We start from the raw sequence: 22180 nt of genomic DNA, 5'->3' as shown, positions 1-22180 counted from the left end.
CGCTTCATGTCGCCACGCGGCCGAAGGCTGCGGGCAGAGCGTCCGACAACCGGCATTAGCCGATCACGAACAGCGGTTGACCGTATTCCACGGCCTGACCGTTCTCGACGAGGATTTCCTTGATCACGCCGGCCTTGTCCGACTCGATCTCGTTGAGCAGCTTCATCGCTTCGATGATGCACAGCGTCTGGCCTTCCTTGACCGAGTCGCCGACTTGCGCGAACGGATCGGCACCCGGCGACGGGGCGCGGTAGAACGTGCCGACCATCGGCGACGTCACGATGTGGCCTTGCGGCAGTGCCGGTGCAGCCGGGGCAGCGGCGGCGGGCGATCCGACGGGGGCTTGCGCAGCGACTTGCGGCATGGCGGCCGGCATGGCCATTTGCATCGGGGCGGCGATCACTTGCGGCGGCGCCTTGACGATGCGGACCTTGCCTTCGCCTTCGGTGACCTCGAGTTCGGAAATACCCGATTCGGCCACGAGGTCGATCAACGTCTTGAGTTTGCGCAAATCCATGAAGGAAGCTCCTTGATTCTGTATCGACGCGGGCGCAACGTCCCGCGAGAGGAAAGGGGGTGTGAGAGGACTACCCGCCGGCGAGTCGCCGCAGGGCAAAATCGAGTGCGTAGGTATACCCGCGCCAGCCCAGGCCGCAGATCACACCTTGCGCGATATCGGAAAAGTACGAGTGATGCCGGAAGGCTTCGCGCGCATGAACGTTCGAGAGATGAACTTCGACGAACGGGATGCCTACCCCGGCCAACGCGTCGCGAATGGCGACGCTCGTGTGGGTGTAGGCCGCCGGGTTGATGACGATGAAGTCGATCGACTCACCGCGCGCCGCCTGAATCCGGTCAACCAGTGCGCCTTCGTGATTGCTTTGGAATGTCGCCACCTCGGCACCTGCCGTCTGGGCCTGCGCCACAAGGGCGGAGTCGATGTCAGCCAGCGTCGTGCGACCGTACACCTCCGGCTCGCGAGTACCGAGCAGGTTCAGGTTGGGGCCGTGGAGCACGAGAATGCGGTGAGGCATCGGCGAATCAAATTTCACGAAATTGGGCGCAATTAAACGCCAGTTGGTGGATTTTGTCCAGTGGGGCGAAATAGGGGCTGCCCCGCAGGGAACCGCCGGTCACGTCCGGCGGGGCTTCCCGGGAGACACATCCCATCATGTTAGGGTCAGATGAGTGGCTTGAGCGCGGTACGGACCTCGTCCGAAGTAATACGGCCCAGCTTCTCATAATGCACACGGCCCTGCGGGTCGACGATGACGGTAAAGGGCAGTGCGCCTGCCTTGTTACCGAGCGCGCGGGCCAGATCCGTGCCGGCATAACCTGCCACGAGTAGCGGATAGTCCACTTTCACCTTTTGCTCGAACGCGATCATGTTCTGTGCCGTATCGATGCCGATGCCGACAAATTGCACGTTTTTCGTTCCAAACTCAGTGGAGAGTGCTTGCAAATCGGGCATTTCCTCGACGCAAGGCCCGCACCACGGCGCCCAGAAGTTCACCACCAGCGTCTTCCCTTTCCATTGGGAGACGGCTTGATCGTTGCCCTTCAGGTCGGGCAGGTGGGTAGCGAGCAGTTGGGCGACGGCGGCGTCCGAGGCGCTCGGTGCCGGCTGGTTGCGGTGGCCGAGCCAGACTCCGCCTGCCAGCCCAACGAGGGCCAGAATCACCAGAATAACGATGCGTTTTGCCATGATGGATAGAAGGCGCAAGTGCCGGGATAAGACGGTAAACGAAAGACGAGCCGTAATTGCGAAGAATTAGTGGCGATTGTGTCGTGATTGTGCCGTGATTTTGCCGCGAATGTGCGTCAGCCCGCGATCCGCTCAGTGACTCGCAGCATGGCTGGCAGCGTCAGCTTGCGCGATCAGCGCTCGCAGCCCGTCAGCGTCGACCCGAACCGGACGGCCATTACCGTCGGAGGCCTTGAGCGCGCCGCGCATGTCGTCCATCGAATAGAGCGACAGATGAACGCCGGCCGGCTCACCCTGCTGACGACGCTCGCGCCAGAGAAAACTCAACGTCTCGACCATCCCCCGGCCATTGAAATGGCGGCTCTCGGAGACTTCATAGTCGATGCCCCGGTTGAGCAGGTCGATGGCCACTTCCTTGGGGTTGTCGCAAAAAGCCTGCAAGTAAATGTCAGATAGCGCCGTGGCCGTGCCGTTGTAGACCGCACCGGTAATGAATGGGCGGTAGCGCGCCAGCTCCGTCATCACCGTGAGGGCGACCTGACGCAGATGCGCCAGCTCGGCGGGCTGTGTGTCGGAGAGGAACGTTTGCACGTACTCGCGGACTTCCGCTTCGATCTGGTCGTTATCGGGGAGTAATTCACCAGCAATTCGCGATTCACCCGTTACCTGCTTGGCCGCCTTGCGCTTCGCGGAGGCGTAGTCGGCCCCCTCTTCGGCGATGAGGCGAGCGGCCACCAACGCGATTTCTTCGCGCAGACGTTGGGCGTCGGTCCAAGATTTGCGTGTCATGCGAACGATGATACCCGAAAGGCATTGCGGTTCACGTGACAGGTACAATGGAGCCCCTGGCTTCTCTGCACTCCCATTTCCCGCACGGGTTCGGCCCGTCCTCACCACGCTCCCCATCCATGCATATTCATATTCTTGGCATCTGCGGCACGTTCATGGGCGGACTGGCAGTCCTCGCGCGTCAGGCCGGTCACACCGTTACGGGTTGTGACGCCAACGTCTATCCGCCGATGAGCACTCAGCTCGAAGCGCAGGGCATTCGCCTGATCGAAGGGTTCGATGCCGATCAGGTTTCGCTGGAGCCTGACCTGTTCGTGATCGGCAACGTCGTGTCGCGCGGCAATCCGCTGATGGAAGAGATCCTGAACCGGAATCTGCCTTACACGTCCGGCCCGCAATGGCTCGGCGAGCACGTGCTGTCGAAGAAGTGGGTGCTGGCGGTAGCCGGTACGCACGGCAAGACGACCACGACGTCGATGCTGACGTGGATTCTCGAAGACGCCGGGTATAACCCGGGCTTCCTCGTCGGTGGCGTGCCAATGAACTTCGGTATTTCGGCGCGGCTGACCGACAGCGACTTCTTCGTCATCGAGGCGGACGAGTACGACACCGCGTTCTTCGACAAGCGCTCGAAGTTCGTCCATTACCACCCGCGCACGGCCATCCTGAACAATCTGGAGTTCGATCACGCCGACATCTTCCCGGATCTGACGGCAATCGAGACACAATTCCATCACCTTGTGCGTACCGTCCCCGGTCAGGGCCGCCTGATCGTGAACGGTCGCGAACCGGCGCTGGAGCGCGTGCTGGCGCGCGGCTGCTGGAGCGAAGTCGAACGCTTCGGCGTGGCCGACGGCTGGCACGTGGCCGAAGCCAACGAAACGCTGGCAGCGGGGCAAGAGGCGTTCTGGGTCCATCAGGGACCGAAGGCCTCGGGGGAAGTGAAGTGGGCGCTCCAAGGCGAACACAACCGGATGAATGCCCTCGCCGCACTGGCTGCCGCACGTCACGTGGGCGTGCCGCCGGAGCAGGGCGCCGCGTCGCTGGGCAAGTTCCAGAACGTGAAGCGCCGCATGGAAGTGCGCGGTGAAGCCGCCGGCGTGACCGTGTACGACGACTTCGCCCATCATCCGACCGCTATTCAGACGACGTTGGCCGGTCTGCGCCGCCGCGCAGGCAAGGCCCGCATTCTGGCGGTGCTCGAACCGCGCTCGAACACGATGAAGCTCGGCGTGATGAAGGCGCAACTGCCCGCGAGTCTGGCCGATGCCGATCTGGTGTTCGGCTATGGAGCGCCGTCCGGCAAGGATTCGCTCGGCTGGAATCTGACTGAAGCGCTTGCGCCGTTAGGCGCGCGTGCCCAGGCGTTCAGCGACATCGACGGGTTGGTGCGCGCGGTGAGCGCAGCCGCGCAGCCGGGTGACCAGATCGTGGTGATGAGTAACGGCGGCTTTGGCGGCATTCATCAGAAACTGCTTGATGCGCTAGCGGCGCGCGCGCACTGACTTGGCTTTATCGGGGCTCCCATGATTCTCTATCTGCACGGCTTCCGTTCGTCGCCGCGTTCGTTCAAGGCACAGTTGATGGCTGCCCGCATGCACCGGCTCGGTCTGGGGCAAGACTGGGCGTGCCCGCAGTTGCCGCCATCGCCGCTTGCCGCCGTCGTCGATGCGCAGCGTCTGCTGACCGGCGTGAGCGCCGACGAGCTGACCATCGTGGGTAGCTCGCTGGGTGGCTACTACGCGACGTATCTCGCAGAAAAGCTGGGGTGCCGCGCCGTACTGCTTAATCCGGCGACGCGTCCGTATGACGATCTCGGTAAATGGCTCGGCGAGCAGCCGATGTGGCACGGCGGTGGTTCCATCGTTGTCGAACCGCGCCATCTGGATGAACTCCGCATGATCGACGTGGCGCAGATTACCCGCCCCGAGCGCTATTACCTGGTGGCCGCGACCGGCGACCAGACGCTGGATTATCGCGACATGGTCGCGAAATTTCCCGGCGCGAAGCTCACGCTGATTGAGGGGAGCGACCACGGGATTTCCGATTTCGCTAACTATATGGACGACGTGCTGCGTTTCGCGGGCATCGACGTACCGCCTTCGCCTGACGCAGCAAGCCCGTTCGCGGGCGAATGACGCGTTACCCCCGTTCTGTCCTAAACCGCCGTACATTGGCGGGCTACAATATCGCCTATTGCGATCGATGGCTGTTTCATGAACATTTTTTTTGAGGAATCCGGCGGCTTCAAGGCTGGCACGGTGTTGTCGCAGCAGGGCGAGTCGTATCAGGTGGAATTGCCTGGCGGGCGTCGCAGCAAGATCAAGGGACGCGACGTTCTGCTACGTTTCGAGTCGCCCACGCCCGCCGAGTTGATCGCGCAGGCACAGGCCGCGGCACAGGATATCGATATGAGTTTCCTGTGGGAGTGCGCGCCGGCTGACGAATTCGCGTTTCCCGTCCTCGCGGCGGAGTACTTCGGTGAGGGCGCTAGCGTTGCGCAGCAGGCCGGGCTGGCGTTGGCCTTGCAGGCGTCGCCGATCTATTTCCGTCGCAAAGGCCGCGGTCAGTATCAGCGCGCCGCGCAGGAACAGCTTGAGGCCGCACTGGCCGGACTGGCGCGCAAGCAACAGCAAGCAGAGTTGCAGCAGTCGTACGCCGATCAGATGATCGCCGGCTCGCTGCCGGACGCGCTCAAGGGCAAGGAGCTGCAACTGCTGTTCCGTCCCGACAAGAACGCGCTCGAATGGAAGGCGCTCGATGCGGCTGCCATTGCGTTGGGCAAGACCCACGCCGAGGTCATGCTGGCGTGTGGCGGTATTGCGTCGCCGCGCGCCTATCACGAGGCCGCCTTCCTCTACGAACACTTCCCGCGCGGTACCGGCTTCCCCGACCTGGGGCCGACGCCGCTGCCGCCCGACGATCTTCCGCTTGCCGATGTGCAGGCGTTCTCGATCGACGATTCGACGACGACGGAAATCGACGACGCCCTCTCGGTGCAACTGCTGCCGGACGGTCTGCTGCGCGTGGGTATCCACATTGCGGCACCGGCGTTGGGCATCACGCGCGGCGACGCCATCGACGAGATCGCCCGTGTGCGTCTGTCGACGGTCTACGCGCCCGGCGAGAAGATCACGATGCTGCCCGATTCGGTGGTCGAGACCTATACGCTCGCCGAGGGCGGGGCGCGCCCGGCGCTGTCGCTGTATGTCGTGGTCAAGGCCGATACGTATGAGATCGTGACGACCGAGACGCGCGCAGAACTTGTGCCAATCTCCGCCAACCTGCGTCACAACGAACTCGACGCCATCATTACGGCAGAAACGCTGGCCGATGGCAGCGGCGATTATCCGCACAAGGAAGAGCTGCGTCTGCTGTGGCCGTTTGCGCAATCGCTGTACGACAAGCGTCAGGCTGCGCGCGTGGGCTACGGCCTGCGCCCGGAAGTACAGAACAAGACCGACTTCAATTTTTACGTCGACGGCGAGCACGTCACGATCAAGCAACGTCTGCGTGGCGCACCGCTCGATCTGATCGTCGCCGAAATGGCGATTCTCGCGAACAGCCGCTGGGGACGCCTGCTGGCCGAATGCGGCGTGCCGGGCATCTACCGCGCACAACGTGCATACGGCGTGAACCGTACGCGCATGCAGACGTCGCCCGCCCCGCACGAAGGGCTGGGTGTCGAGCAGTACGCGTGGAGCACGTCGCCATTGCGCCGCTATGTCGACCTTGTGAACCAGTGGCAACTGATCGCCTGCGTGCGCCACGGCGTGACGGCCAAACTGGCCGCGCCGTTCAAGCCGAAAGATGCCGATCTCTATGCAACGGTGTCGAGCTTCGAGGCGGCGTACGCGGCCTATGGCGAACATCAGAGCCGCATGGAGCGCTACTGGTGCATGCGCTGGCTGATTCAGGAGAACAAGTCGCAGGTGCAGGCGAGTGTGCTCAAGGGCGATACCGTTCGTCTGAACGACATCCCGCTCACGCTCATCGTGCCGGGACTCGGATTGCATGCACGCGGCACGCAGATCATGCTCGACGTGCTGTCGTTCGACGTCGTCACGCTCAGTATTTCGGTGCGTATCTCGCAGGTGCTCGGCGCGAGCCAGACCGAACTCGCGGATGATGACGACGAAGGTGACGGCGGTGCCGGCGACGGTGGCGAGGGGGGCGGCGCTGACGGTACCGAAGGGACCGACGGTGGCGAAGGCTCGGATTCGTCCGAATCGTCTGAAGGCGATGTCGGTGCGACGGGGGCTGCCGAAGGCGCTGCTGACGATGGCGACACTGCGTCTGCCCGGCGCGATGACTCGGTCGCGCCGTCCAACGCTGGGTCCCCGATGGCCGCTGCGCTCATGGCGGCAGGGGCGCACGACGCTTCGGCCAGCCCCGCGTGCTGAAACCGGCTGTGCCCTCAGGCGATCTGGCCGCGGCGCGACGTCGCGGCTGGTCGCTGATGCGCGAGCATCCGCTCGCCACCGGTCTGATTTTTTCGGCGGTGGTGCATTTGCTCGCGCTGGCTGTTCATTTCGTTGCGCCCGACAGTTTCCGGTTGCACAGCGCAGATACGCCCCTCGAAGTCGTCCTCGTCAATGCGAAGTCGGCCAACGCACCGGACAAAGCTACGGCGCTCGCGCAGGCCAACCTTGTCGGTGGCGGGGAGCATGACGGCGAGCGTGCGACGTCACCACTGCCGTCGCAGGCCGTCGAGCGCGATGGTGCTCCCGTCGCACAGGTCCAGCGCAATGTGAGCGACCTGGAAGCGATGCAGGAGAAGCTGCTTTCCCAGCTACGCAGTCAGTACGCGACCACGCCTGAGGCTCAGCGCAATCGCGCGGACACGCCGCAGCGTGGTCATGGACTCGACGACCAGACGGTCGACCAGCAGATCGCGCGCTTGCAGGCGGAAATCGACAAGCAACTGCGCGCTTATCAGACACGCCCCAAGCGCGGTCAGGTGACGGCGAACACGCGCGAAGTCGCGTACGCCAGATACTTCGATGGTTTGCGTCATCGTATCGAGCGTTACGGTACGGAGCACTTTCCGCAAATCGGCAACGACCGGCTGTACGGTGAGCTGATCGTCACGCTCAATGTGAATCAACGGGGCGGGCTGGGGTACCACAAGGACGGTTGGAATGTCGTCGGCGTGGAAGTGACACGCAGTTCCGGCAATCGGGATCTGGATCGACGCGCGGTCGCGATCGTGCAGGCCAGCGCGCCGTTCGGCGACTTCTCGTCCGAGATGAAGCAGCGTTATGACATCCTCGAGATCGTCACGCGAATGACATTTACCCGTCAGGGCGTGCAGGCGCAAACGCTCGCTGCACCGGCGCAGGGCAACCCGCAATAGCACACCGATGTGGCCGCAGTGGACTGCCGTCCCTTTGGGATCGTGGTCGGTGAAACTTTCCAAAAATTTCTATAATTGCTGGGTTTTCCCGATCTCGAAAAGTCCGCCATGAAATGGATTGTTCTGGCGATCATTGCTGCTTGTGCTGTGTATGTGCATTTCCGCGGTAAGGTTCGCCATAAATTTTTCCGCCAACTGTCCGACCATTCGACGTTCCTGTCACCGCTGAACGTCTTTATGTACACCTTTTCGCGTGTACCCACGACGCCTTACCTGAAGTCCGACAATTTCCCTGAACTGGAGCCACTGCGTCAGAACTGGGAAGCGATTCGTGCCGAAGCGATATCGTTGCTCGACGAAAGCCGAATCAAAGCGTCCGACAAGTACAACGATGTCGGCTTTAATTCGTTCTTCAAAAGCGGTTGGAAGCGGTTCTACCTGAAGTGGTATGACGAATCGCATCCGTCCGCCAACGCGCTGTGCCCCGTCACAACGGACCTCGTGCGCAAGATTCCGACGATCAAGGCGGCGATGTTTGCAGAACTGCCGCATGGCAGCCGACTGGTGCGTCACCGCGATCCGTACGCCGGTTCGCTGCGCTATCACCTCGGGCTGGTCACACCGAACGACGACCGTTGTTACATCGATGTCGACGGCCAACGTTATAGTTGGCGCGATGGCGAGGGCGTGATGTTCGATGAGACGTATATTCACTACGCCGAGAACCAGAGCGGCCAGAACCGCATCATTCTGTTTTGCGACGTCGAGCGTCCGATGAAGTACCGCTGGACGCAGGCCGTCAACCGCTGGTTTGGCCGTCATCTGGTGGGCGCAGCATCGTCGCCGAACGACGCGGGCGACCGTACCGGCGCCTTGAACAAGGCGTTCAAGTATATTTACTCGATTCGCATCGTCGGCAAACGTCTGAAGGCGTGGAACCGTAGCGTGTACTATGCGGTGAAATGGGCGTTGTTCGGAGGCATCCTGCTATGGATTCTCTGGTGACGGCCTGCCGCCCTATCGGCCGATGACCTGCTGCATGAATATCAGCGGCGCCTGAGCGAAAGCCAGGCGCCGCGTCTTTGAAAACGATGACAAACCAAACGCCTGCCGGGGATTTGCCCACCGATCGCTACGCCGTGATCGGTCATCCTGTCGAACATAGCCAGTCGCCTTTCATTCACGCCGAGTTTGCGCGGGAGACGGGGCAGCGACTCGTCTACGACCGCTTGCTTGCACCGCTCGACGCGTTTGCCGCCACGGTGCGCACGTTCATCGAACAAGGTGCGCGCGGGGCCAACGTCACGGTTCCATTCAAGCTGGAAGCCCATGCATTGGCGGATCGGCTTACCGAGCGCGCGCAAGCGGCAGGGGCCGTCAACACACTGGTATTCGACGCGCAAGGGATCACTGGCGACAACACGGATGGTGTCGGTCTGGTGCGCGACATCGAAGGCCCGCTCGGCGTAACGCTCGCCGGACGCCGTGTGTTGCTCTTGGGCGCAGGTGGCGCGTCGCGTGGTGCGATGCTGCCGCTGATCGAGGCGAAACCGGCGTCGCTCTTCGTCGCGAATCGCACGGCGGCGCGCGCCGACGAACTCGTCGCACGGTTTGCGGCTGCGGCGGCACGTCACAACGTGGCGTTGAGCGGCGGCGGCTGGGATGCTGTTCCCGCTGGATTCGACGTCGTCATCAACGCCACGGCCGGCAGCCTCCAGGGCGAAGTCCCGCCGTTGCCTGCGGGTGCCTATGCCGCCGGTTCGCTTGCGTACGACATGATGTACGGGGCGCAGCCAACGGTCTTCATGACGCATGCGCTGGCCTCCGGCGCGGCGAAAGCGTCGGACGGGCTGGGCATGCTCGTAGAGCAGGCGGCCGAAGCGTTTGCCGTGTGGCGCGGCGTGCGACCGTCGACCGACGTTGTGCGCGCAGCGCTGCGTGCCCGGCTCAACGCCAAAGGCTGATCGCGCCGATGGCTGCCCAGCGACACACGTCACGGACTTCCCGCGCTAACGGCACCCGTCGCAAACGCGCCTGGGGGCCGTGGCAATGGGCGGGCTACTTCATCACGCTGCTGATCGTGGGCGTGCTGGCGACGCAGCTGTACTACTTCCTGCAAATCGGCTGGTGGGTGCGCTTCAATCCGCAATCGACGGCATTCATGCGTGCTGCTGAAGCGCGGCTTCATGAGACGGACCCGAAGGCGACACTGCGACACCAATGGGTGTCGTACGACCAGATTTCGCGCAATTTGAAACGCGCGATCATCGCTAGCGAGGACGCCAACTTCGTCAATCACGACGGTTACGAAATCGACGCGATGCTCGGTGCGTGGGAGAAGAATCAGAAGAAGGGACGCATCGTGGCGGGGGGCTCGACCATCTCGCAGCAACTGGCGAAGAATCTGTTTCTGTCGAGCGAGAAGAGTTACCTGCGCAAGGCCGAGGAATTCACCATCACCTGGATGCTTGAGTTCTGGATGGACAAGCAGCGCATCTTCGAGATTTATCTGAACTCGGTGGAGTGGGGCGAGGGCGTGTTCGGTGCGGAGGCGGCGGCGCGCTACTACTACGGCATCCCGGCGTCGAAGCTCTCACCATGGCAGGCTGCGCGGCTCGCGGTCATGTTGCCGCGTCCGCGCTACTTCGATACGCATCGCAATTCCCCGTATCTCGCGCTGCGCGCCGGGGTGATTGCGCGTCGGATGGGGGCGGCTGAGTTGCCGCAGTAGCGATTGCCACCGATGGCAAGTGGTTGCGAGTGGTTGCCAGCGGTGGCCGCCCCGTCGCGATCGGCCGGAGGAGGATCAATGCCGCGGCTGCGCCGCGTCCGGGATGGTTTGCGTGGGCACCTGCATGACAGTGCGTGTCGGATAAGGCAGTGAGCAGCCGACGCCCTCAACTGTCTCCTTCACGTTACGTTGCAGATCCCAATACAGACCCCAGTAGTTGCCCAGCAACGACCAGACGCGCACGTTCACGATCACGGCGCTGTCGCTGACCTGCTTGACCATGATTTCGGGCGCGGGTGTATCTAGTACACGCTGATCGTCCGACACGTGTTGGCGCAACGCGCTCATTGCGGCATCGAGGTCGTCGTCCAGTGCAATGCCCACCGTGATTTCCATTCGACGCGTCGCGTTGCGGCTGTAGTTTGTGATGGGCTGTCCCCAGATCTGGTTGTTCGGCACGCAGACGTAAATGCCGTCGGCATTCGTGAGTGTCGTCGTGAACAGACCGATCTCTTCGACGGTACCAGCCACAGCGGACCCGGCCGTCACGTAGTCGCCGTTGCGAAACGGGCGCAGCACTAGCAGCATCGTGCCCGCAGCGATGTTCTGCAACGTGCCTTGCAGTGCCAGACCGATGGCCAGACCCGCAGCACCGAGGACTGCAATGATGCTCGCCGTCTGCACGCCAAACTGTGCCAGTACCGCGATGATCGTGATGATGCGCACGGACCACAACACCACCGACTCGATCAGCGGCTTGAGCGTGGCGTCGAAATGCGGCGAGCGGCTGAGCGTTTTGTGAACGAAGCGGGATAATCGCTTCGCGACCCAGAAGCCGACCAGCAGAATCAGAACGGCCTGCAGGAACGACAGGCCGTAGTGCACGGCGTTGGCCGCCAAAAAACCTGTCACGGCGTCGAAAGACGTGAGCGGGGTAGTAACTTCCGCCATTGTTGATTTCTCCCTGTCCGGTGACGTCTCCGCGAGAAATAGCAAGAAACGTGGATGAAAGCGTCGATGAAAGCGTCGAGGTGGACGCCGATGAATCCGTGCCGACAAATGCGTCGATATTAAAGTTGACGCAAAGTGCGTGGATTGGTTCGCCGAGCTTGCCAGTGAACACCGTCCAATCGTGTGAAATCGCCGACTTTAGGAATATTCCTACGAACGATTCCGGTGCTGGCCGACAGGGGGCGGCGAGCGTGCTGTGGCGACCGATGCGCCGCCATTGGCGTGACTGTGGCGCGGCTGCTACACTGGCGTCGCCTCGTAGCAGGGAGAACCCCGTTTGATCAATGCCTTCGTCATCCATCATGGCCGCCTGCAACAGGTGACTTGTGACCATCCCAGCGATCTGGCCAGCGTTTCGCCGGTCTGGGTCGATCTCCACAGCGAGTCCGAAGAGGAACGCCGCTGGGTCGAAGAGGCCTACAAGGTCAAGCTGCCTTCACGTGACGAAGTGACGGATATCGAAGCTTCGGCGCGATATTACGAAGACGATGACGGCGTCTTGCACATCCGCACCGATTTTCTGCTCGACGACGAAGAGCAGTCGCGCAACGTGCCTGTTGCGTTCGTGGTGGTCAAGGATCTGCTGATTTCCGTGCACGACGAAGATCTGCCTGTGTTTCGACTGGTGCGCATGCGTGCGCGCATTCGTCCTGGTTCCGTGCGCGATGCCATGGATGTGCTGCTCGACCTCTACTCGACCGATGCCGAATATTCGGCCGATTCCCTCGAAGGGGTGTATGCCGCACTCGAAGAGGTCAGCAAGCGTGTGCTGGGCAAGAACCTCACCGATGCGGACGCTGCCAAGGCGCTCGAAAGTGTTGCCGCGCAGGAAGACTTGAACGGGCGCATTCGCCGCAACGTCATGGATACGCGACGGGCGGTGTCTTTCCTCATGCGCGCCCGCATGCTGAAGGACGAGCAATATCAGGAAGGCAAGCAGATCATGCGCGATATCGAGTCGCTCGATAATCACACCGCGTATCTGTTCGATAAGATCAACTTCCTGATGGACGCCACCATCGGCTTCATCAACATCAACCAGAACAAGATCATCAAGATCTTTTCGGTGGCTGCCGTTGCTTTCCTGCCGCCGACGCTGATCGCAAGTATTTACGGCATGAATTTCCAGATGATGCCGGAGTTGCGATGGGAGGTCGGATACCCGTTCGCCCTGGGGCTGATGATCGTTTCGGCCATCGCGCCGTTCCTGTATTTCCGTTATCGCGGCTGGCTGGATTGATGCTTGCGTGAAGTTCTGCGACGGCCGGTGCAACGCTGGCTTTCGGAAAGTCCGTAAGGGGAAGGCCGCCGAGCAGGTAAAATGGCGGCCTTGCTGGATCGAACCAGACTCGAATCACTCTCCGGCGGATTACCACCGCCGGAACCCCGCCGGAACTCGTCATGACATTCACCGAAGCTCTCAACGCCGCCTGGACGCGCAACAACTCGCTGCTGTGTGTCGGCCTTGACCCCGAACCGTCGCGTTTCCCTGCGCATCTGCAAGGCAAACCGGACGCGATTTTCGAGTTCTGCCGTCAGATCGTGGACGCGACCGCCCCCTACGCCAGCGCTTTCAAGCCGCAGATCGCTTATTTCGCCGCGCATCGTGCTGAAGACCAGCTCGAACAGTTGATCGCGCACATCCATGCCGATCATCCGGGCCTGCCGGTGATTCTTGACGCCAAGCGCGGCGATATCGGTAGTACCGCCGAGCAATACGCACGCGAAGCCTTCGAACGTTATCGCGCGGACGCCGTCACGGTGAACCCTTACATGGGTTTCGATTCGCTGGAGCCGTATCTCGCGCATGCCGACAAGGGCGTGATCGTCCTGTGCCGGACGTCGAACCCTGGCGGCAGCGATCTGCAATTCCTGGATGTCGACGGCAAGCCGCTGTATCAGACGGTGGCACGACTGGCGGCAGGGCCGTGGAACACGAGCGGTCAGATTGGCCTGGTTGTTGGCGCCACGTTCCCGGCGGAGATCGCCACTGTGCGTAGCATCGTCGGCGACATGCCGTTGCTGATTCCGGGCGTTGGTGCTCAGGGTGGTGACGTCGAAGCGACGGTGAGCGCGGGCCGCACCGCCAATGGCACAGGCATGATGATCAATTCGTCGCGTGCCATCATTTACGCGGGCCGCGACGAGAACTTCGCCGCCGCTGCCGCCGCCGCTGCACAGAAGACGCGCGACAGCATCAACGCCTATCGCTGAGCCGTCGCGAAACAATGTGAGATCGGTGTCTGACGCATCGATCTTCGAGCACTCAAAAAAACAGCGCCTCGCGAATTCGCGGGCGCTGTTTTTTTATTGACTGCGTTGGATTACGCTTCGCCCTTATCGAGTAGCTCGATCACGCCACGCAGCGCGTATTGCGCGGCCTGACTACGCACCTGAGTGCGGTCGCCCTTGAAGTGCTTGGTCTCGACGATGGTGGTGACGCGATTGCTCCAGCCGAAGCAGACCATCCCCACCGGCTTGTCGGCCGTTCCGCCGCCTGGACCGGCGACGCCCGTGATCGACAGCGAAATTTGGGCGCGACTGTTGAGCAGCGCGCCTTCGGCCATGGCTCGGGCGACGGGTTCACTCACTGCACCATGCTTGTCGATCAACTCGGGCGGCACACCGATCATCTCGGACTTGGCCTGATTCGAGTACGTCACGAAGCCGCGCTCAAACCAGTTGCTGCTCCCGGAGATATCGGTGATGGCCGCAGCGACGAGGCCGCCGGTGCACGATTCGGCCGTGGCCAGCAGCAGGCGCTCATCGCGCAGACGGTTGCCGACTTTCACCGACAATTGGGCCAAAAGATTTTGTTCGGAAACCACAGGACGACGCCTTCAAAAATTCAGATCGAGCGCCAGAGCGCAATGACGAGCAACGTGCAGAATGCAGCGACCAGATCGTCCAGCATGATGCCGAGACCGCCCTTCACCGTTCTGTCGAAGTAGCTGATCGGCGGCGGCTTGACCGCATCGAAGAAGCGGAACAGCACGAACGCGACCAATTGACCGACGAAGCTCGCGGGCGTGATGAGCAGCAACACGATCCAGAACGCGACGATCTCATCCCACACGACGGCGCTCGGGTCCTGAACGCCAAGCTTGCGAGCGGTAAAGCTGCAGATCCAGATGCCGCCGATGATGGAGGCGGCGATCAGCACGGCCCAGCCCGTCACTGTCAGATACAGGTTCAGCACCAGATACGAGGCCCAGCCGAAAAGCGTTCCTACCGTGCCCGGTGCGAACGACGACAGGCCCGTGCCGAAGCCGAGCGAAAACAGATGTGCGGGGTGCGACAGCAAGAAACGCGAGTTCGGCCGGCGCGGGCCGCTGCCCGGATTGATGGCGGCCGGATGATCAGTGCTCATTGGAAATGGTCGAAACTTTTGAAATCGGCAGCGACGCTCGCGCCTGTATTGTCATGGAGATGCAGCATCGTTCGGCGCGCGTCGGGAAGCGCTATTGTACCGATACGAGTGACACGTATCCCGAGTTCGTCGCCGATCGCCTCGATTCGCCGGCGCTGAGTGGCATCGGCGCAGAAACAAAGCTGGTAGTCGTCTCCTCCTGCGAGCGTGCACAGCCGCTGAATGTCTGAGGACTGCCTGCCGAGCAAGTCCGAGCGTGGGAGCGCATCGACATCGATTTGTGCGCTCATCGAGGATCGTTCGAGAATATGCCCGAGATCACCGATCAGGCCGTCGGAGACGTCCAATGCGGAGCGCGCAACGCCGCGCAACGCCAGCCCGAGCGTCACTTGTGGTTCCGGCCAGTCCATCGCACGGCGGGCGAGCGCGAGTTCACTGTCCTGCAAAGACCATTCGCCGCGCAGCGCCCCGAGCGCAAGACGCGCATCGCCAAGCGTGCCGGAGACCCAGATGTCGTCCCCCGGTTGCGCCGCGTCCCGACGCAGCGCCTGTGCGCCAGGCACGCTGCCAAAGACCGTCACGCACAGGTTGCGTGGGCCGCGTGTCGTGTCGCCGCCCACGAGTGGGCAAGCGTAACGGTCCGCCAGTTCGGTGAGGCCTTGCGCAAACGGACCGAGCCACGCCGGATCGCTGTCGGGTAACGCAAGCGCCAGCGTGAACCCCAGCGGCCGTGCGCCCATTGCGGCCAGATCCGAAAGGTTCACGGCGAGTGTCTTGTGGCCGAGCGCGCGGGGATCGACGTCCGCAAAAAAATGGCGGCCTTCCACAAGCATGTCGGTCGAGATCGCCAGTTGTTCACCCGTTGGCGGACGCAGCAGGGCGCAATCGTCGCCGATGCCGAGCGTCACATGCTCGCCCTGATGCGTCGCTCCGGCAAAGAAGCGGTCGATCAGCGAAAACTCGGACAGCGACGACGAGGCGGCGGGATGTGAGGTCATGGGCAACGAGGCAGTGATACGACGCAAACCCCTATTCTAAGAGGCCATGACCGCTTTCCCAAGCGAGCAAACGGGCTTGGGTCCCGTTTTCAGGTGCCTTCTCATGCCGGTCTCGGACAACACCCCATTGTTTTTTCATCCGCTGTCCGAAAACGCGCTCAATGGTGCAATGCAGCGTTGAGTTTGCGCAGAATATTCGCCACTATCAGCCTGGAATTGCTTCATTGCGAGCGTGGCCGTTATCCGTTTTTTGCATAAATGACGTGAATAAATAGGGCTACAATTCGCACTGAAAATTTGACCCTCCTGTTTGCCAAGAGCCTCCCCTCATGCCCACGCCGATCGATCCGAAACTGCGCGAAGCTGCGCTCGAGTATCACGAATTCCCCACCCCCGGCAAAATCGCTATCGCGCCGACCAAGCAGTTGCTCAACCAGCGCGATCTGGCGCTGGCGTACTCGCCGGGTGTCGCTGCCGCGTGTGAGGAAATCGTTGTAGATCCGCTCAACGCTTCGCGCTACACCGCGCGTGGCAATCTGGTCGGCGTGATCACGAACGGTACGGCCGTGCTGGGCCTCGGCGATATCGGGCCGCTGGCTTCGAAGCCGGTGATGGAAGGCAAGGGGGTGCTGTTCAAGAAGTTCGCCAACATCGATGTGTTCGACATCGAAATCGCGGAGAAGGACCCGGAGAAGCTGGTCGACATCATCGCGGCGCTCGAACCGACGTTCGGCGCGATCAACCTCGAAGACATCAAGGCACCCGAGTGCTTCATCGTGGAGCGCAAGTTGCGCGAGCGTATGAAGATTCCGGTCTTCCACGACGATCAGCACGGTACGGCCATCGTAGTGGCGGCGGCGCTTATTAACGGATTGAAGGTCGTCAACAAGGACCTTGCGTCGGTCAAGGTCGTGACTTCGGGCGCAGGCGCGGCGGCACTCGCCTGTCTGGATCTGCTCGTGGACATGGGGCTGCCCATCGAGAACATTTGGGTGACGGATCTGGCCGGGGTCGTCTACGAGGGGCGTACGGAACTGATGGACCCCGAGAAGATTCGCTTCTCGCAGAAGACGGAAGCCCGCGGTCTGGCCGATGTGATCGGCGGTGCCGACGTATTCCTCGGGCTGTCGGCCGCTGGTGTGCTGAAGCCGGAAATGGTGAAGACAATGGCTGATAAGCCGCTGATCTTCGCGCTGGCGAACCCGAATCCGGAAATCACACCGGAACTGGCGAAGGAAGTGCGTCCGGATTGCGTGATGGCGACGGGCCGAACGGACTATCCCAACCAGGTCAACAACGTGCTGTGCTTCCCGTTCATTTTCCGTGGCGCCATCGACGTCGGTGCGACGACGATCACGCGCTCGATGGAAATTGCGGCCGTGAACGCGCTCGCCGAATTGGCGCGTCAGGAGCAGAGCGATATCGTGGCTTCGGCGTACGGCATCAAGAACCTGTCGTTCGGCCCCGAATACCTGATTCCGAAGCCTTTCGATCCGCGTCTGCTGGTGAAGGTTGCCACCGCGGTGGCGGAAGCTGCGATGGCGGCCGGCGTGGCAACGCGCCCGCTGGCGGACGTCGAAGCCTATTCGCAATCGCTTCAGCAGTTCGTGTATCACAGCGGCGGTCTGATGAAGCCGCTGTTCTCGGTGGCGCGCAGTGTGCCGGCCGATAAGAAACGCATCGCCTTTGCCGAGGGCGAAGAGGAGCGTGTGCTGCGCGCCGTGCAAGTGCTCGTGGATGAGCGCGTCGCAACGCCGGTGCTCGTGGGTCGCCCGGCCGTGATCGAGCATCGCATTCAGCAGTACGGTCTGCGCCTTACGCCAGGCGTCGACTTCACCGTGGTCAATCCTGAACACGATGAGCGCTATCGCGATTACTGGGAGACGTATCACCGTCTGACGAATCGCAAGGGTGTCACGGCGTCCTATGCGCGCGTGGAAATGCGTCGCCGCACAACGCTGATCGCGGCCATGCTGGTGAGCAAGGGCGAAGCGGATGGCATGATTTGCGGCACGGTCTCGACGCCGGGACGTCACCTGCACTTTATCGACCGTGTCATCGGCAAGCGCGAAGGCGGCAACGTCTATGGCGCGATGAACGCACTGGTTTTGCCGAATCGTCAACTCTTCCTGGTCGATACCCACATCAACCAGGACCCGACGGCGGAGCAACTGGCCGAAATCACGCTGATGGCTGCGGACGAGATCCGTCGGTTCGGTATCCAGCCGAAGGTCGCGCTCCTGTCACATTCGAACTTCGGTACGAGCGATGCGAATTGCGCGCGCAAGATGCGCGAAACGCTGGAGATTCTGCAGGAACGTGCGCCAGAATTGGAGGTCGACGGCGAAATGCACGGAGATTGTGCATTGGACCCCGAGCTGCGCGCGCGAATCATGCCGGATTCGACGCTGACCGGTGCGGCGAACCTGCTCGTTATGCCGAATATCGATGCCGCCAACATTGCGTACAACCTGCTCAAGACCGCTGCCGGTAACAATGTAGCGATCGGGCCGATTCTGCTGGGTGCGGCAAAGCCGGTGCATATCCTGACCGAATCGGCCACGGTGCGTCGCATTATCAATATGGCGGCGCTGGTCGTGGCCGATGCGGCTGCGCAACAACAGGGGCGCTGAGCCTACGAAGCGGATCGAGCGGGCGGAACCGGTGGGGCTGACCGAGGCAAGTGATTTGACGTCAACACCGGATGATTCGCTGCGGTTTCGTCCCCGTTAGCCGACATAAGAAAGAAACGCCGCGCCCCTTCGGGCGCGGCGTTTTGTTATCCGAGTGATGCATTTTTTGGCATCGTATATCTCAATGTGTGTGCTTACTGTCGTGAAAATCCCTGTATTTTCGTGAATTTGTTGAGTAGTTTGGTTGCAAAATGTAAGCCGACATTGATTCTGATGACCAATAGCGATAATCTTACGGCTTCACCCACCAGAACGGGCCGGTAGCGCAAAGCCGCGCCGGGCGACAGCTAGCTATGACAATGGCACGTTGGCTTCACCGGAGCATCGTGGCACTGACTGCGGCGGGAAGTGTCTTTCTGGGGGCTAACGCTGTGGCGCGCGAAACCGCGCCATACGTCACGGATCAAACAGCAACGGTCTCCGTTGCCGAGTTACCTCGCGAAGCGCAGCGCACGCTGACGCTGATTGCCCAGGGCGGGCCGTTTCCCTATGCCAAAGATGGCATCACGTTCGGGAACTACGAAAAGCGCCTGCCCAAAATGCCGCGTGGCTATTACCATGAATATACGGTGCCGACTCCCGGTGCCCGCAATAGAGGTGCCAGGCGCATCATCTGTGGCGGTAACCAACGTGCGGTCGAGCCGTGTTACTTCACCCAAGACCACTACAACAGCTTTAGACGAATAAGGGAATGACAGCAGTATGAGTGAGCCGGTTTTCGCACAAGAACGCGGGAAAGATCTTATGGCAGATCCATTCGGTGCGGGCGAGGGCAACTTGTTCAAGCAGGTGCTGGGCCTGCATGCTGTCGCGCGGGCCGGCCATCGCCGTAGCCTATCGGAAGAGGGAGATATGAGTCTTTTCCAGGCCGTGAGGCCGAACATCGTGCAGTCGATCCGTGCATTCCGCGTGCCGGAACTGGCGGCGGAGGCCGAGCGGCTCGGACAGCACTTCCTCTACGCCAATTGTTCGCACGCACAAAGCAAGGCGGAAGTGCTGGAGACGATCGCCACATCGTTCCTGTTCCCGAAGCATTTCGGAAAGAACTACGACGCGTTGCATGATTGTCTGACCGATCTGGTTGCCCATTGCGGGCCGCAACCTGGGTTTGTCGTCGTGCTGGAAGGCTTGCCGGTCGTCACCAAGTTCGACAAGGATGGCCGCGAGACACTGCTGGAAGTGTTCCGCGATACCGCCGAGTTCTGGAGCGAGCGTCGCGTGAGTTTCCGCGTTTTCTACTCGTTTGCCTAAGGCTCACTTATTGTTGACGGGTAACGTCCGCGAAAATCGCTATTGCCGTGGATAACCGTCGGCATTTCATAGTTTCCATAGGCGACGATGCGCAAGAAGAAAGGTCCGCACTGCGGACCTTTTTTCGTTTTCGACCGATCGTTGTGAATCAGCTGGTGTGATTGCCACCGAGGAACTGCTGGGCCAGCGAAGCCAGATCCAGCGAGCCTTGCGGTAGCGAGCCGTCCGGCGTCAAGTGATTGACGACCTTGGGCAGCAGATCAGACAACTCCTGCGCCGCTTCGCTTTCCGAGACGCCCGCCGAGCTTGCCAGTTGCTGCAACTGACCACCGGGGCCGAGCGCTTGCGTGACCTGATCGGCGCTGACCGCCTGATTGGCACCCGTCCCGATCCATGAGTTGACGGCTTCGCCGAGACCGCCCTCGTTCAGCACCTGCGCGAGTCCGCCCAATCCGCCGAGTTGTCCCAGCAGACCGCCCTCCGGCGCCCCGGGTGCACTCGCCGCGGGCGACTGGGCGCCACCGAGTAGTCCGCCGAGCAAACCGCCCAGACCGCCCGCCCCACCCGCACCGCCTGCCGCGCCGCCACCGAGCATGCCGCCAAGGGCGCCGCCGAGGCCGCCGAGCAAACCACCGCCTTCGCCACCTTGACCCTGAGCGCCACCCGAGCGGCTGGCAATCATCGCCAGCAAACCCATCAGCAACATGGTCTTCGTGCTGAAACCGCCGCCACCGGCCTGATTGCCGGACCCACCACCGAGAATGTTGTCGAGGATACCCATGACGATTACTCCTTAAGGCTTGTGAAGCCGTTTTCTCGAATCATCGATGCTTACCATCCGCCCCAGCGAGCGGCCAACGCCGCGAGGACTGCCATGCCCGCCGTTTCGGTCCGAAGAATGCGTTCGCCAAGCCGGATGGCCGAAAACCCGGCCTGTCGTGCGAGCGCTTCCTCCTGAGGTGCCAGCCCACCTTCGGGGCCGAAGAGCAGAATGCCAGGCGCGGACGGCGCGTCCAACGGCAGCGAATCAAATCCGCTGTCTGCTCTAGGTGACAATAGCACACGCCATCCGTCACTCTTTATGACATCCCGGTCACCGAGCCACGCCGTGATCGGACGGATCGGCAGTACCTCCGGCACCCGATTCCGTCCGCACTGTTCGCACGCGGCTTGCACGAGCGCTTGCCAGTGCGCGACGCGTTTGGCGGCGCGTTCACCTTCAAGGCGAATGACCGAACGCTCCGTCGCGAGCGGTTGAATTTCCGTCACGCCGAGTTCGATGGCTTTCTCGATCAACCAGTCCATCTTGTCGCCGCCTGCGATGCCTTGCGCCAACGTAATGCGATAGGGGGGCTCGGCTTCACGGCGGTCGTGCTCACCGAGTTGCGCCGTCGCGTGACGCTTTTCCAGCGTCGTCAGTACCGCCGGATATTCACCGCCCGTGCCATTGAATAGCGTGAGCGTATCGCCTGTCTTCAGGCGCAGGACCTGGATGTGGCGAACGACGGTGTCCGGGAGGTCGAGGAGGGCACCGGCATGCAGCGGCGCATCGATGAAAAAGCGAGGCATTCGGGCGAGAGTGCGTGGGTGATGAGGAGTGTGAGAATCGTGGCCGGTGTGGGCGTCGGGGACCGAAGCATACCCCAACGTGTCCCGACGCCCGACGTTGCGACGTGCGGGAGTGGCTTCAACTGCGAGGGGCTACGGGCCGGGCGAAGCCCCACCGGTAACCGTCGGGGTCTTCCAACTGACAGAAGCGATCGCCCCAGAACTGGTCGCTCGGCGGCATCAGTCCCTTGGCGCCGGCGGCGGTCGCGCGTGCGTAGAGCGCGTCGACATCCTCCGTGTAGACATAGAAGCTCTGCGGCGCTTCAACGCCCGAGGTGCGCGGCGTGCGTGCGGTCGTCGCGAACGCGCCTTCGGGGGCGAACATCAGGATCAGCTGTCCCTGATAGAACATTTCGACGTGCATCACCGCGCCGTCGTCGTCCACCATGTCATGCACGGAGAAGCCGAAGGCCTGCTCGTAGAACGTGGCGGCCGCGCGCGCATCGCGAACGGTCAGATACGGCGTGAGCCACGGCACGTGGGATGGGCGGGGATCGGACATGGTTATGCTCCGTTGAGGCCGTCGGCGCGAAATCGATGGGTGTCCGACGGTCTTGGCAAGTTCCCAATATACAAGGAACGCGTATCCGCTTCATCCGTCGCGCGCGACGGCGCACCGCATCACGCCCGATCAGTGCTTTAACCCGCCACCGCGCCGGGCCGCCGGG

23 protein-coding genes are annotated in these 22180 nt (G+C 61.9%); 12 read left to right on the top strand and 11 right to left on the bottom strand.

Annotation, left to right across the window (positions count from 1 at the left end; all coding sequences use genetic code 11):
- Positions 1-55: 55 nt before the first annotated feature.
- The 4 genes from accB to NA29_RS22210 form a co-directional block, all read right to left on the bottom strand.
- Complete coding sequence (gene accB / locus NA29_RS22225) at positions 56-517, bottom strand: acetyl-CoA carboxylase biotin carboxyl carrier protein (protein ID WP_039393257.1); 462 nt, start codon at positions 515-517, stop codon at positions 56-58.
- A 70-nt stretch (positions 518-587) separates the two neighbouring features.
- A complete protein-coding gene (aroQ, locus tag NA29_RS22220) occupies positions 588-1034 on the bottom strand; it encodes a type II 3-dehydroquinate dehydratase (RefSeq protein WP_039393255.1) in 447 nt (148 codons plus the stop codon).
- 146 nt (positions 1035-1180) lie between these two features.
- The gene (locus tag NA29_RS22215) at positions 1181-1705 is read right to left on the bottom strand and encodes a TlpA family protein disulfide reductase (RefSeq protein WP_039393253.1); all 525 of its coding nucleotides are present in this window, start codon (positions 1703-1705) and stop codon (positions 1181-1183) included.
- Positions 1706-1837: 132 nt separating this feature from the next.
- Positions 1838-2494 carry a hypothetical protein gene (locus tag NA29_RS22210; RefSeq protein WP_039393251.1) on the bottom strand — a complete coding sequence of 219 codons (657 nt, stop codon included), beginning with the start codon at positions 2492-2494 and terminating at the stop codon, positions 1838-1840.
- A 119-nt stretch (positions 2495-2613) separates the two neighbouring features.
- On the opposite strand from NA29_RS22210, the gene mpl reads away from it, so the two are divergent.
- The 7 genes from mpl (at position 2614) to mtgA (ending at position 10581) form a co-directional block, all read left to right on the top strand.
- The gene (mpl, locus tag NA29_RS22205; RefSeq protein ID WP_039393249.1) at positions 2614-3999 is read left to right on the top strand and encodes a UDP-N-acetylmuramate:L-alanyl-gamma-D-glutamyl-meso-diaminopimelate ligase; all 1386 of its coding nucleotides are present in this window, start codon (positions 2614-2616) and stop codon (positions 3997-3999) included.
- 21 nt (positions 4000-4020) lie between these two features.
- Positions 4021-4632, top strand: a complete 612-nt coding sequence (locus NA29_RS22200) for a YqiA/YcfP family alpha/beta fold hydrolase (protein ID WP_039393245.1) — start codon at positions 4021-4023, stop codon at positions 4630-4632.
- 78 nt (positions 4633-4710) lie between these two features.
- Positions 4711-6897: a ribonuclease catalytic domain-containing protein gene (locus NA29_RS22195; RefSeq protein WP_039393243.1), complete on the top strand. Its 2187-nt coding sequence runs from the start codon at positions 4711-4713 to the stop codon at positions 6895-6897.
- On the top strand, positions 6891-7850 hold the full coding sequence (locus NA29_RS22190) for an energy transducer TonB (RefSeq protein WP_224786942.1): 960 nt from the start codon (positions 6891-6893) through the stop codon (positions 7848-7850). The genes NA29_RS22195 and NA29_RS22190 overlap by 7 nt, the downstream gene beginning before the upstream one ends.
- A 108-nt stretch (positions 7851-7958) precedes the next feature.
- A complete protein-coding gene (lpxO, locus tag NA29_RS22185) occupies positions 7959-8855 on the top strand; it encodes a lipid A hydroxylase LpxO (protein ID WP_039401431.1) in 897 nt (298 codons plus the stop codon).
- A gap of 86 nt (positions 8856-8941) precedes the next feature.
- Positions 8942-9814 carry a shikimate dehydrogenase gene (aroE, locus tag NA29_RS22180; protein WP_052252323.1) on the top strand — a complete coding sequence of 291 codons (873 nt, stop codon included), beginning with the start codon at positions 8942-8944 and terminating at the stop codon, positions 9812-9814.
- Positions 9815-9822: 8 nt separating this feature from the next.
- Positions 9823-10581 (top strand): monofunctional biosynthetic peptidoglycan transglycosylase, encoded by a 759-nt coding sequence (gene mtgA / locus NA29_RS22175; protein ID WP_039393242.1) that lies wholly within the window; start codon positions 9823-9825, stop codon positions 10579-10581.
- Between the two features lie 75 nt (positions 10582-10656).
- Here the strand turns inward: mtgA and NA29_RS22170 are convergent, their stop codons facing one another.
- On the bottom strand, positions 10657-11532 hold the full coding sequence (locus NA29_RS22170; RefSeq protein ID WP_052252322.1) for a mechanosensitive ion channel family protein: 876 nt from the start codon (positions 11530-11532) through the stop codon (positions 10657-10659).
- Between the two features lie 337 nt (positions 11533-11869).
- Between NA29_RS22170 and corA the strand changes: the two genes are divergently transcribed.
- Together corA and pyrF are read left to right on the top strand one after the other, a co-directional pair.
- Positions 11870-12832, top strand: coding sequence for a magnesium/cobalt transporter CorA (gene corA, locus NA29_RS22165; RefSeq protein WP_039393240.1), 963 nt, complete (start codon positions 11870-11872; stop codon positions 12830-12832).
- 161 nt (positions 12833-12993) lie between these two features.
- Positions 12994-13806, top strand: coding sequence for an orotidine-5'-phosphate decarboxylase (gene pyrF / locus NA29_RS22160; RefSeq protein WP_039393238.1), 813 nt, complete (start codon positions 12994-12996; stop codon positions 13804-13806).
- A 110-nt stretch (positions 13807-13916) separates the two neighbouring features.
- On the opposite strand, the gene NA29_RS22155 is transcribed toward pyrF, so the two are convergent.
- From NA29_RS22155 to thiL, 3 genes are read right to left on the bottom strand one after another with little or no spacing between them, the layout of a single operon-like run.
- Positions 13917-14420, bottom strand: a complete 504-nt coding sequence (locus NA29_RS22155) for a CinA family protein (protein ID WP_039393234.1) — start codon at positions 14418-14420, stop codon at positions 13917-13919.
- A gap of 20 nt (positions 14421-14440) precedes the next feature.
- Complete coding sequence (locus tag NA29_RS22150) at positions 14441-14962, bottom strand: phosphatidylglycerophosphatase A family protein (RefSeq protein ID WP_039393230.1); 522 nt, start codon at positions 14960-14962, stop codon at positions 14441-14443.
- Entirely contained in the window at positions 14959-15960 is a 1002-nt protein-coding gene (thiL, locus tag NA29_RS22145) for a thiamine-phosphate kinase (protein WP_039393226.1), read from the bottom strand. The genes NA29_RS22150 and thiL overlap by 4 nt, the downstream gene beginning before the upstream one ends.
- 329 nt (positions 15961-16289) lie before the next feature.
- Between thiL and NA29_RS22140 the strand changes: the two genes are divergently transcribed.
- The 3 genes from NA29_RS22140 to NA29_RS22130 all read left to right on the top strand — a co-directional run bounded on the left by NA29_RS22140 (position 16290) and on the right by NA29_RS22130 (position 19904).
- A complete protein-coding gene (locus tag NA29_RS22140; protein WP_039393224.1) occupies positions 16290-18593 on the top strand; it encodes an NADP-dependent malic enzyme in 2304 nt (767 codons plus the stop codon).
- A gap of 359 nt (positions 18594-18952) precedes the next feature.
- Entirely contained in the window at positions 18953-19348 is a 396-nt protein-coding gene (locus NA29_RS22135; protein WP_039401422.1) for a guanyl-specific ribonuclease, read from the top strand.
- A 7-nt stretch (positions 19349-19355) separates the two neighbouring features.
- Positions 19356-19904 (top strand): barstar family protein, encoded by a 549-nt coding sequence (locus tag NA29_RS22130; protein ID WP_039393221.1) that lies wholly within the window; start codon positions 19356-19358, stop codon positions 19902-19904.
- A gap of 148 nt (positions 19905-20052) precedes the next feature.
- Here the strand turns inward: NA29_RS22130 and NA29_RS22125 are convergent, their stop codons facing one another.
- From NA29_RS22125 to NA29_RS22115, 3 genes are all read right to left on the bottom strand, one after another.
- Positions 20053-20685 (bottom strand): YidB family protein, encoded by a 633-nt coding sequence (locus NA29_RS22125; protein ID WP_039393214.1) that lies wholly within the window; start codon positions 20683-20685, stop codon positions 20053-20055.
- A 50-nt stretch (positions 20686-20735) separates the two neighbouring features.
- Positions 20736-21473: a 16S rRNA (uracil(1498)-N(3))-methyltransferase gene (locus NA29_RS22120; RefSeq protein WP_039393212.1), complete on the bottom strand. Its 738-nt coding sequence runs from the start codon at positions 21471-21473 to the stop codon at positions 20736-20738.
- A 118-nt stretch (positions 21474-21591) separates the two neighbouring features.
- Positions 21592-22014, bottom strand: coding sequence for a VOC family protein (locus tag NA29_RS22115; protein WP_039393208.1), 423 nt, complete (start codon positions 22012-22014; stop codon positions 21592-21594).
- Positions 22015-22180 lie beyond the last annotated feature (166 nt).

Source organism: Pandoraea sputorum, assembly GCF_000814845.2.
Taxonomy (GTDB): Bacteria; Pseudomonadota; Gammaproteobacteria; order Burkholderiales; family Burkholderiaceae; genus Pandoraea; species Pandoraea sputorum.
The sequence above is the reverse complement of the archived record's forward strand: the minus strand, read 5'-3'. Positions and strand labels throughout refer to the sequence as shown.

Bases quoted from the DNA above. Each gene is read 5' to 3' on its own strand.
- accB (WP_039393257.1), bottom strand. From the start codon at position 517: ATGGATTTGCGCAAACTCAAGACGTTGATCGACCTCGTGGCCGAATCG.
- aroQ (WP_039393255.1), bottom strand. From the start codon at position 1,034: ATGCCTCACCGCATTCTCGTGCTCCACGGCCCCAACCTGAACCTGCTC.
- NA29_RS22215 (WP_039393253.1), bottom strand. From the start codon at position 1,705: ATGGCAAAACGCATCGTTATTCTGGTGATTCTGGCCCTCGTTGGGCTG.
- NA29_RS22210 (WP_039393251.1), bottom strand. From the start codon at position 2,494: ATGACACGCAAATCTTGGACCGACGCCCAACGTCTGCGCGAAGAAATC.
- mpl (WP_039393249.1), top strand. From the start codon at position 2,614: ATGCATATTCATATTCTTGGCATCTGCGGCACGTTCATGGGCGGACTG.
- NA29_RS22200 (WP_039393245.1), top strand. From the start codon at position 4,021: ATGATTCTCTATCTGCACGGCTTCCGTTCGTCGCCGCGTTCGTTCAAG.
- NA29_RS22195 (WP_039393243.1), top strand. From the start codon at position 4,711: ATGAACATTTTTTTTGAGGAATCCGGCGGCTTCAAGGCTGGCACGGTG.
- lpxO (WP_039401431.1), top strand. From the start codon at position 7,959: ATGAAATGGATTGTTCTGGCGATCATTGCTGCTTGTGCTGTGTATGTG.
- aroE (WP_052252323.1), top strand. From the start codon at position 8,942: ATGACAAACCAAACGCCTGCCGGGGATTTGCCCACCGATCGCTACGCC.
- mtgA (WP_039393242.1), top strand. From the start codon at position 9,823: ATGGCTGCCCAGCGACACACGTCACGGACTTCCCGCGCTAACGGCACC.
- NA29_RS22170 (WP_052252322.1), bottom strand. From the start codon at position 11,532: ATGGCGGAAGTTACTACCCCGCTCACGTCTTTCGACGCCGTGACAGGT.
- pyrF (WP_039393238.1), top strand. From the start codon at position 12,994: ATGACATTCACCGAAGCTCTCAACGCCGCCTGGACGCGCAACAACTCG.
- NA29_RS22150 (WP_039393230.1), bottom strand. From the start codon at position 14,962: ATGAGCACTGATCATCCGGCCGCCATCAATCCGGGCAGCGGCCCGCGC.
- thiL (WP_039393226.1), bottom strand. From the start codon at position 15,960: ATGACCTCACATCCCGCCGCCTCGTCGTCGCTGTCCGAGTTTTCGCTG.
- NA29_RS22140 (WP_039393224.1), top strand. From the start codon at position 16,290: ATGCCCACGCCGATCGATCCGAAACTGCGCGAAGCTGCGCTCGAGTAT.
- NA29_RS22135 (WP_039401422.1), top strand. From the start codon at position 18,953: ATGGCACGTTGGCTTCACCGGAGCATCGTGGCACTGACTGCGGCGGGA.
- NA29_RS22130 (WP_039393221.1), top strand. From the start codon at position 19,356: ATGAGTGAGCCGGTTTTCGCACAAGAACGCGGGAAAGATCTTATGGCA.
- NA29_RS22125 (WP_039393214.1), bottom strand. From the start codon at position 20,685: ATGGGTATCCTCGACAACATTCTCGGTGGTGGGTCCGGCAATCAGGCC.
- NA29_RS22120 (WP_039393212.1), bottom strand. From the start codon at position 21,473: ATGCCTCGCTTTTTCATCGATGCGCCGCTGCATGCCGGTGCCCTCCTC.
- NA29_RS22115 (WP_039393208.1), bottom strand. From the start codon at position 22,014: ATGTCCGATCCCCGCCCATCCCACGTGCCGTGGCTCACGCCGTATCTG.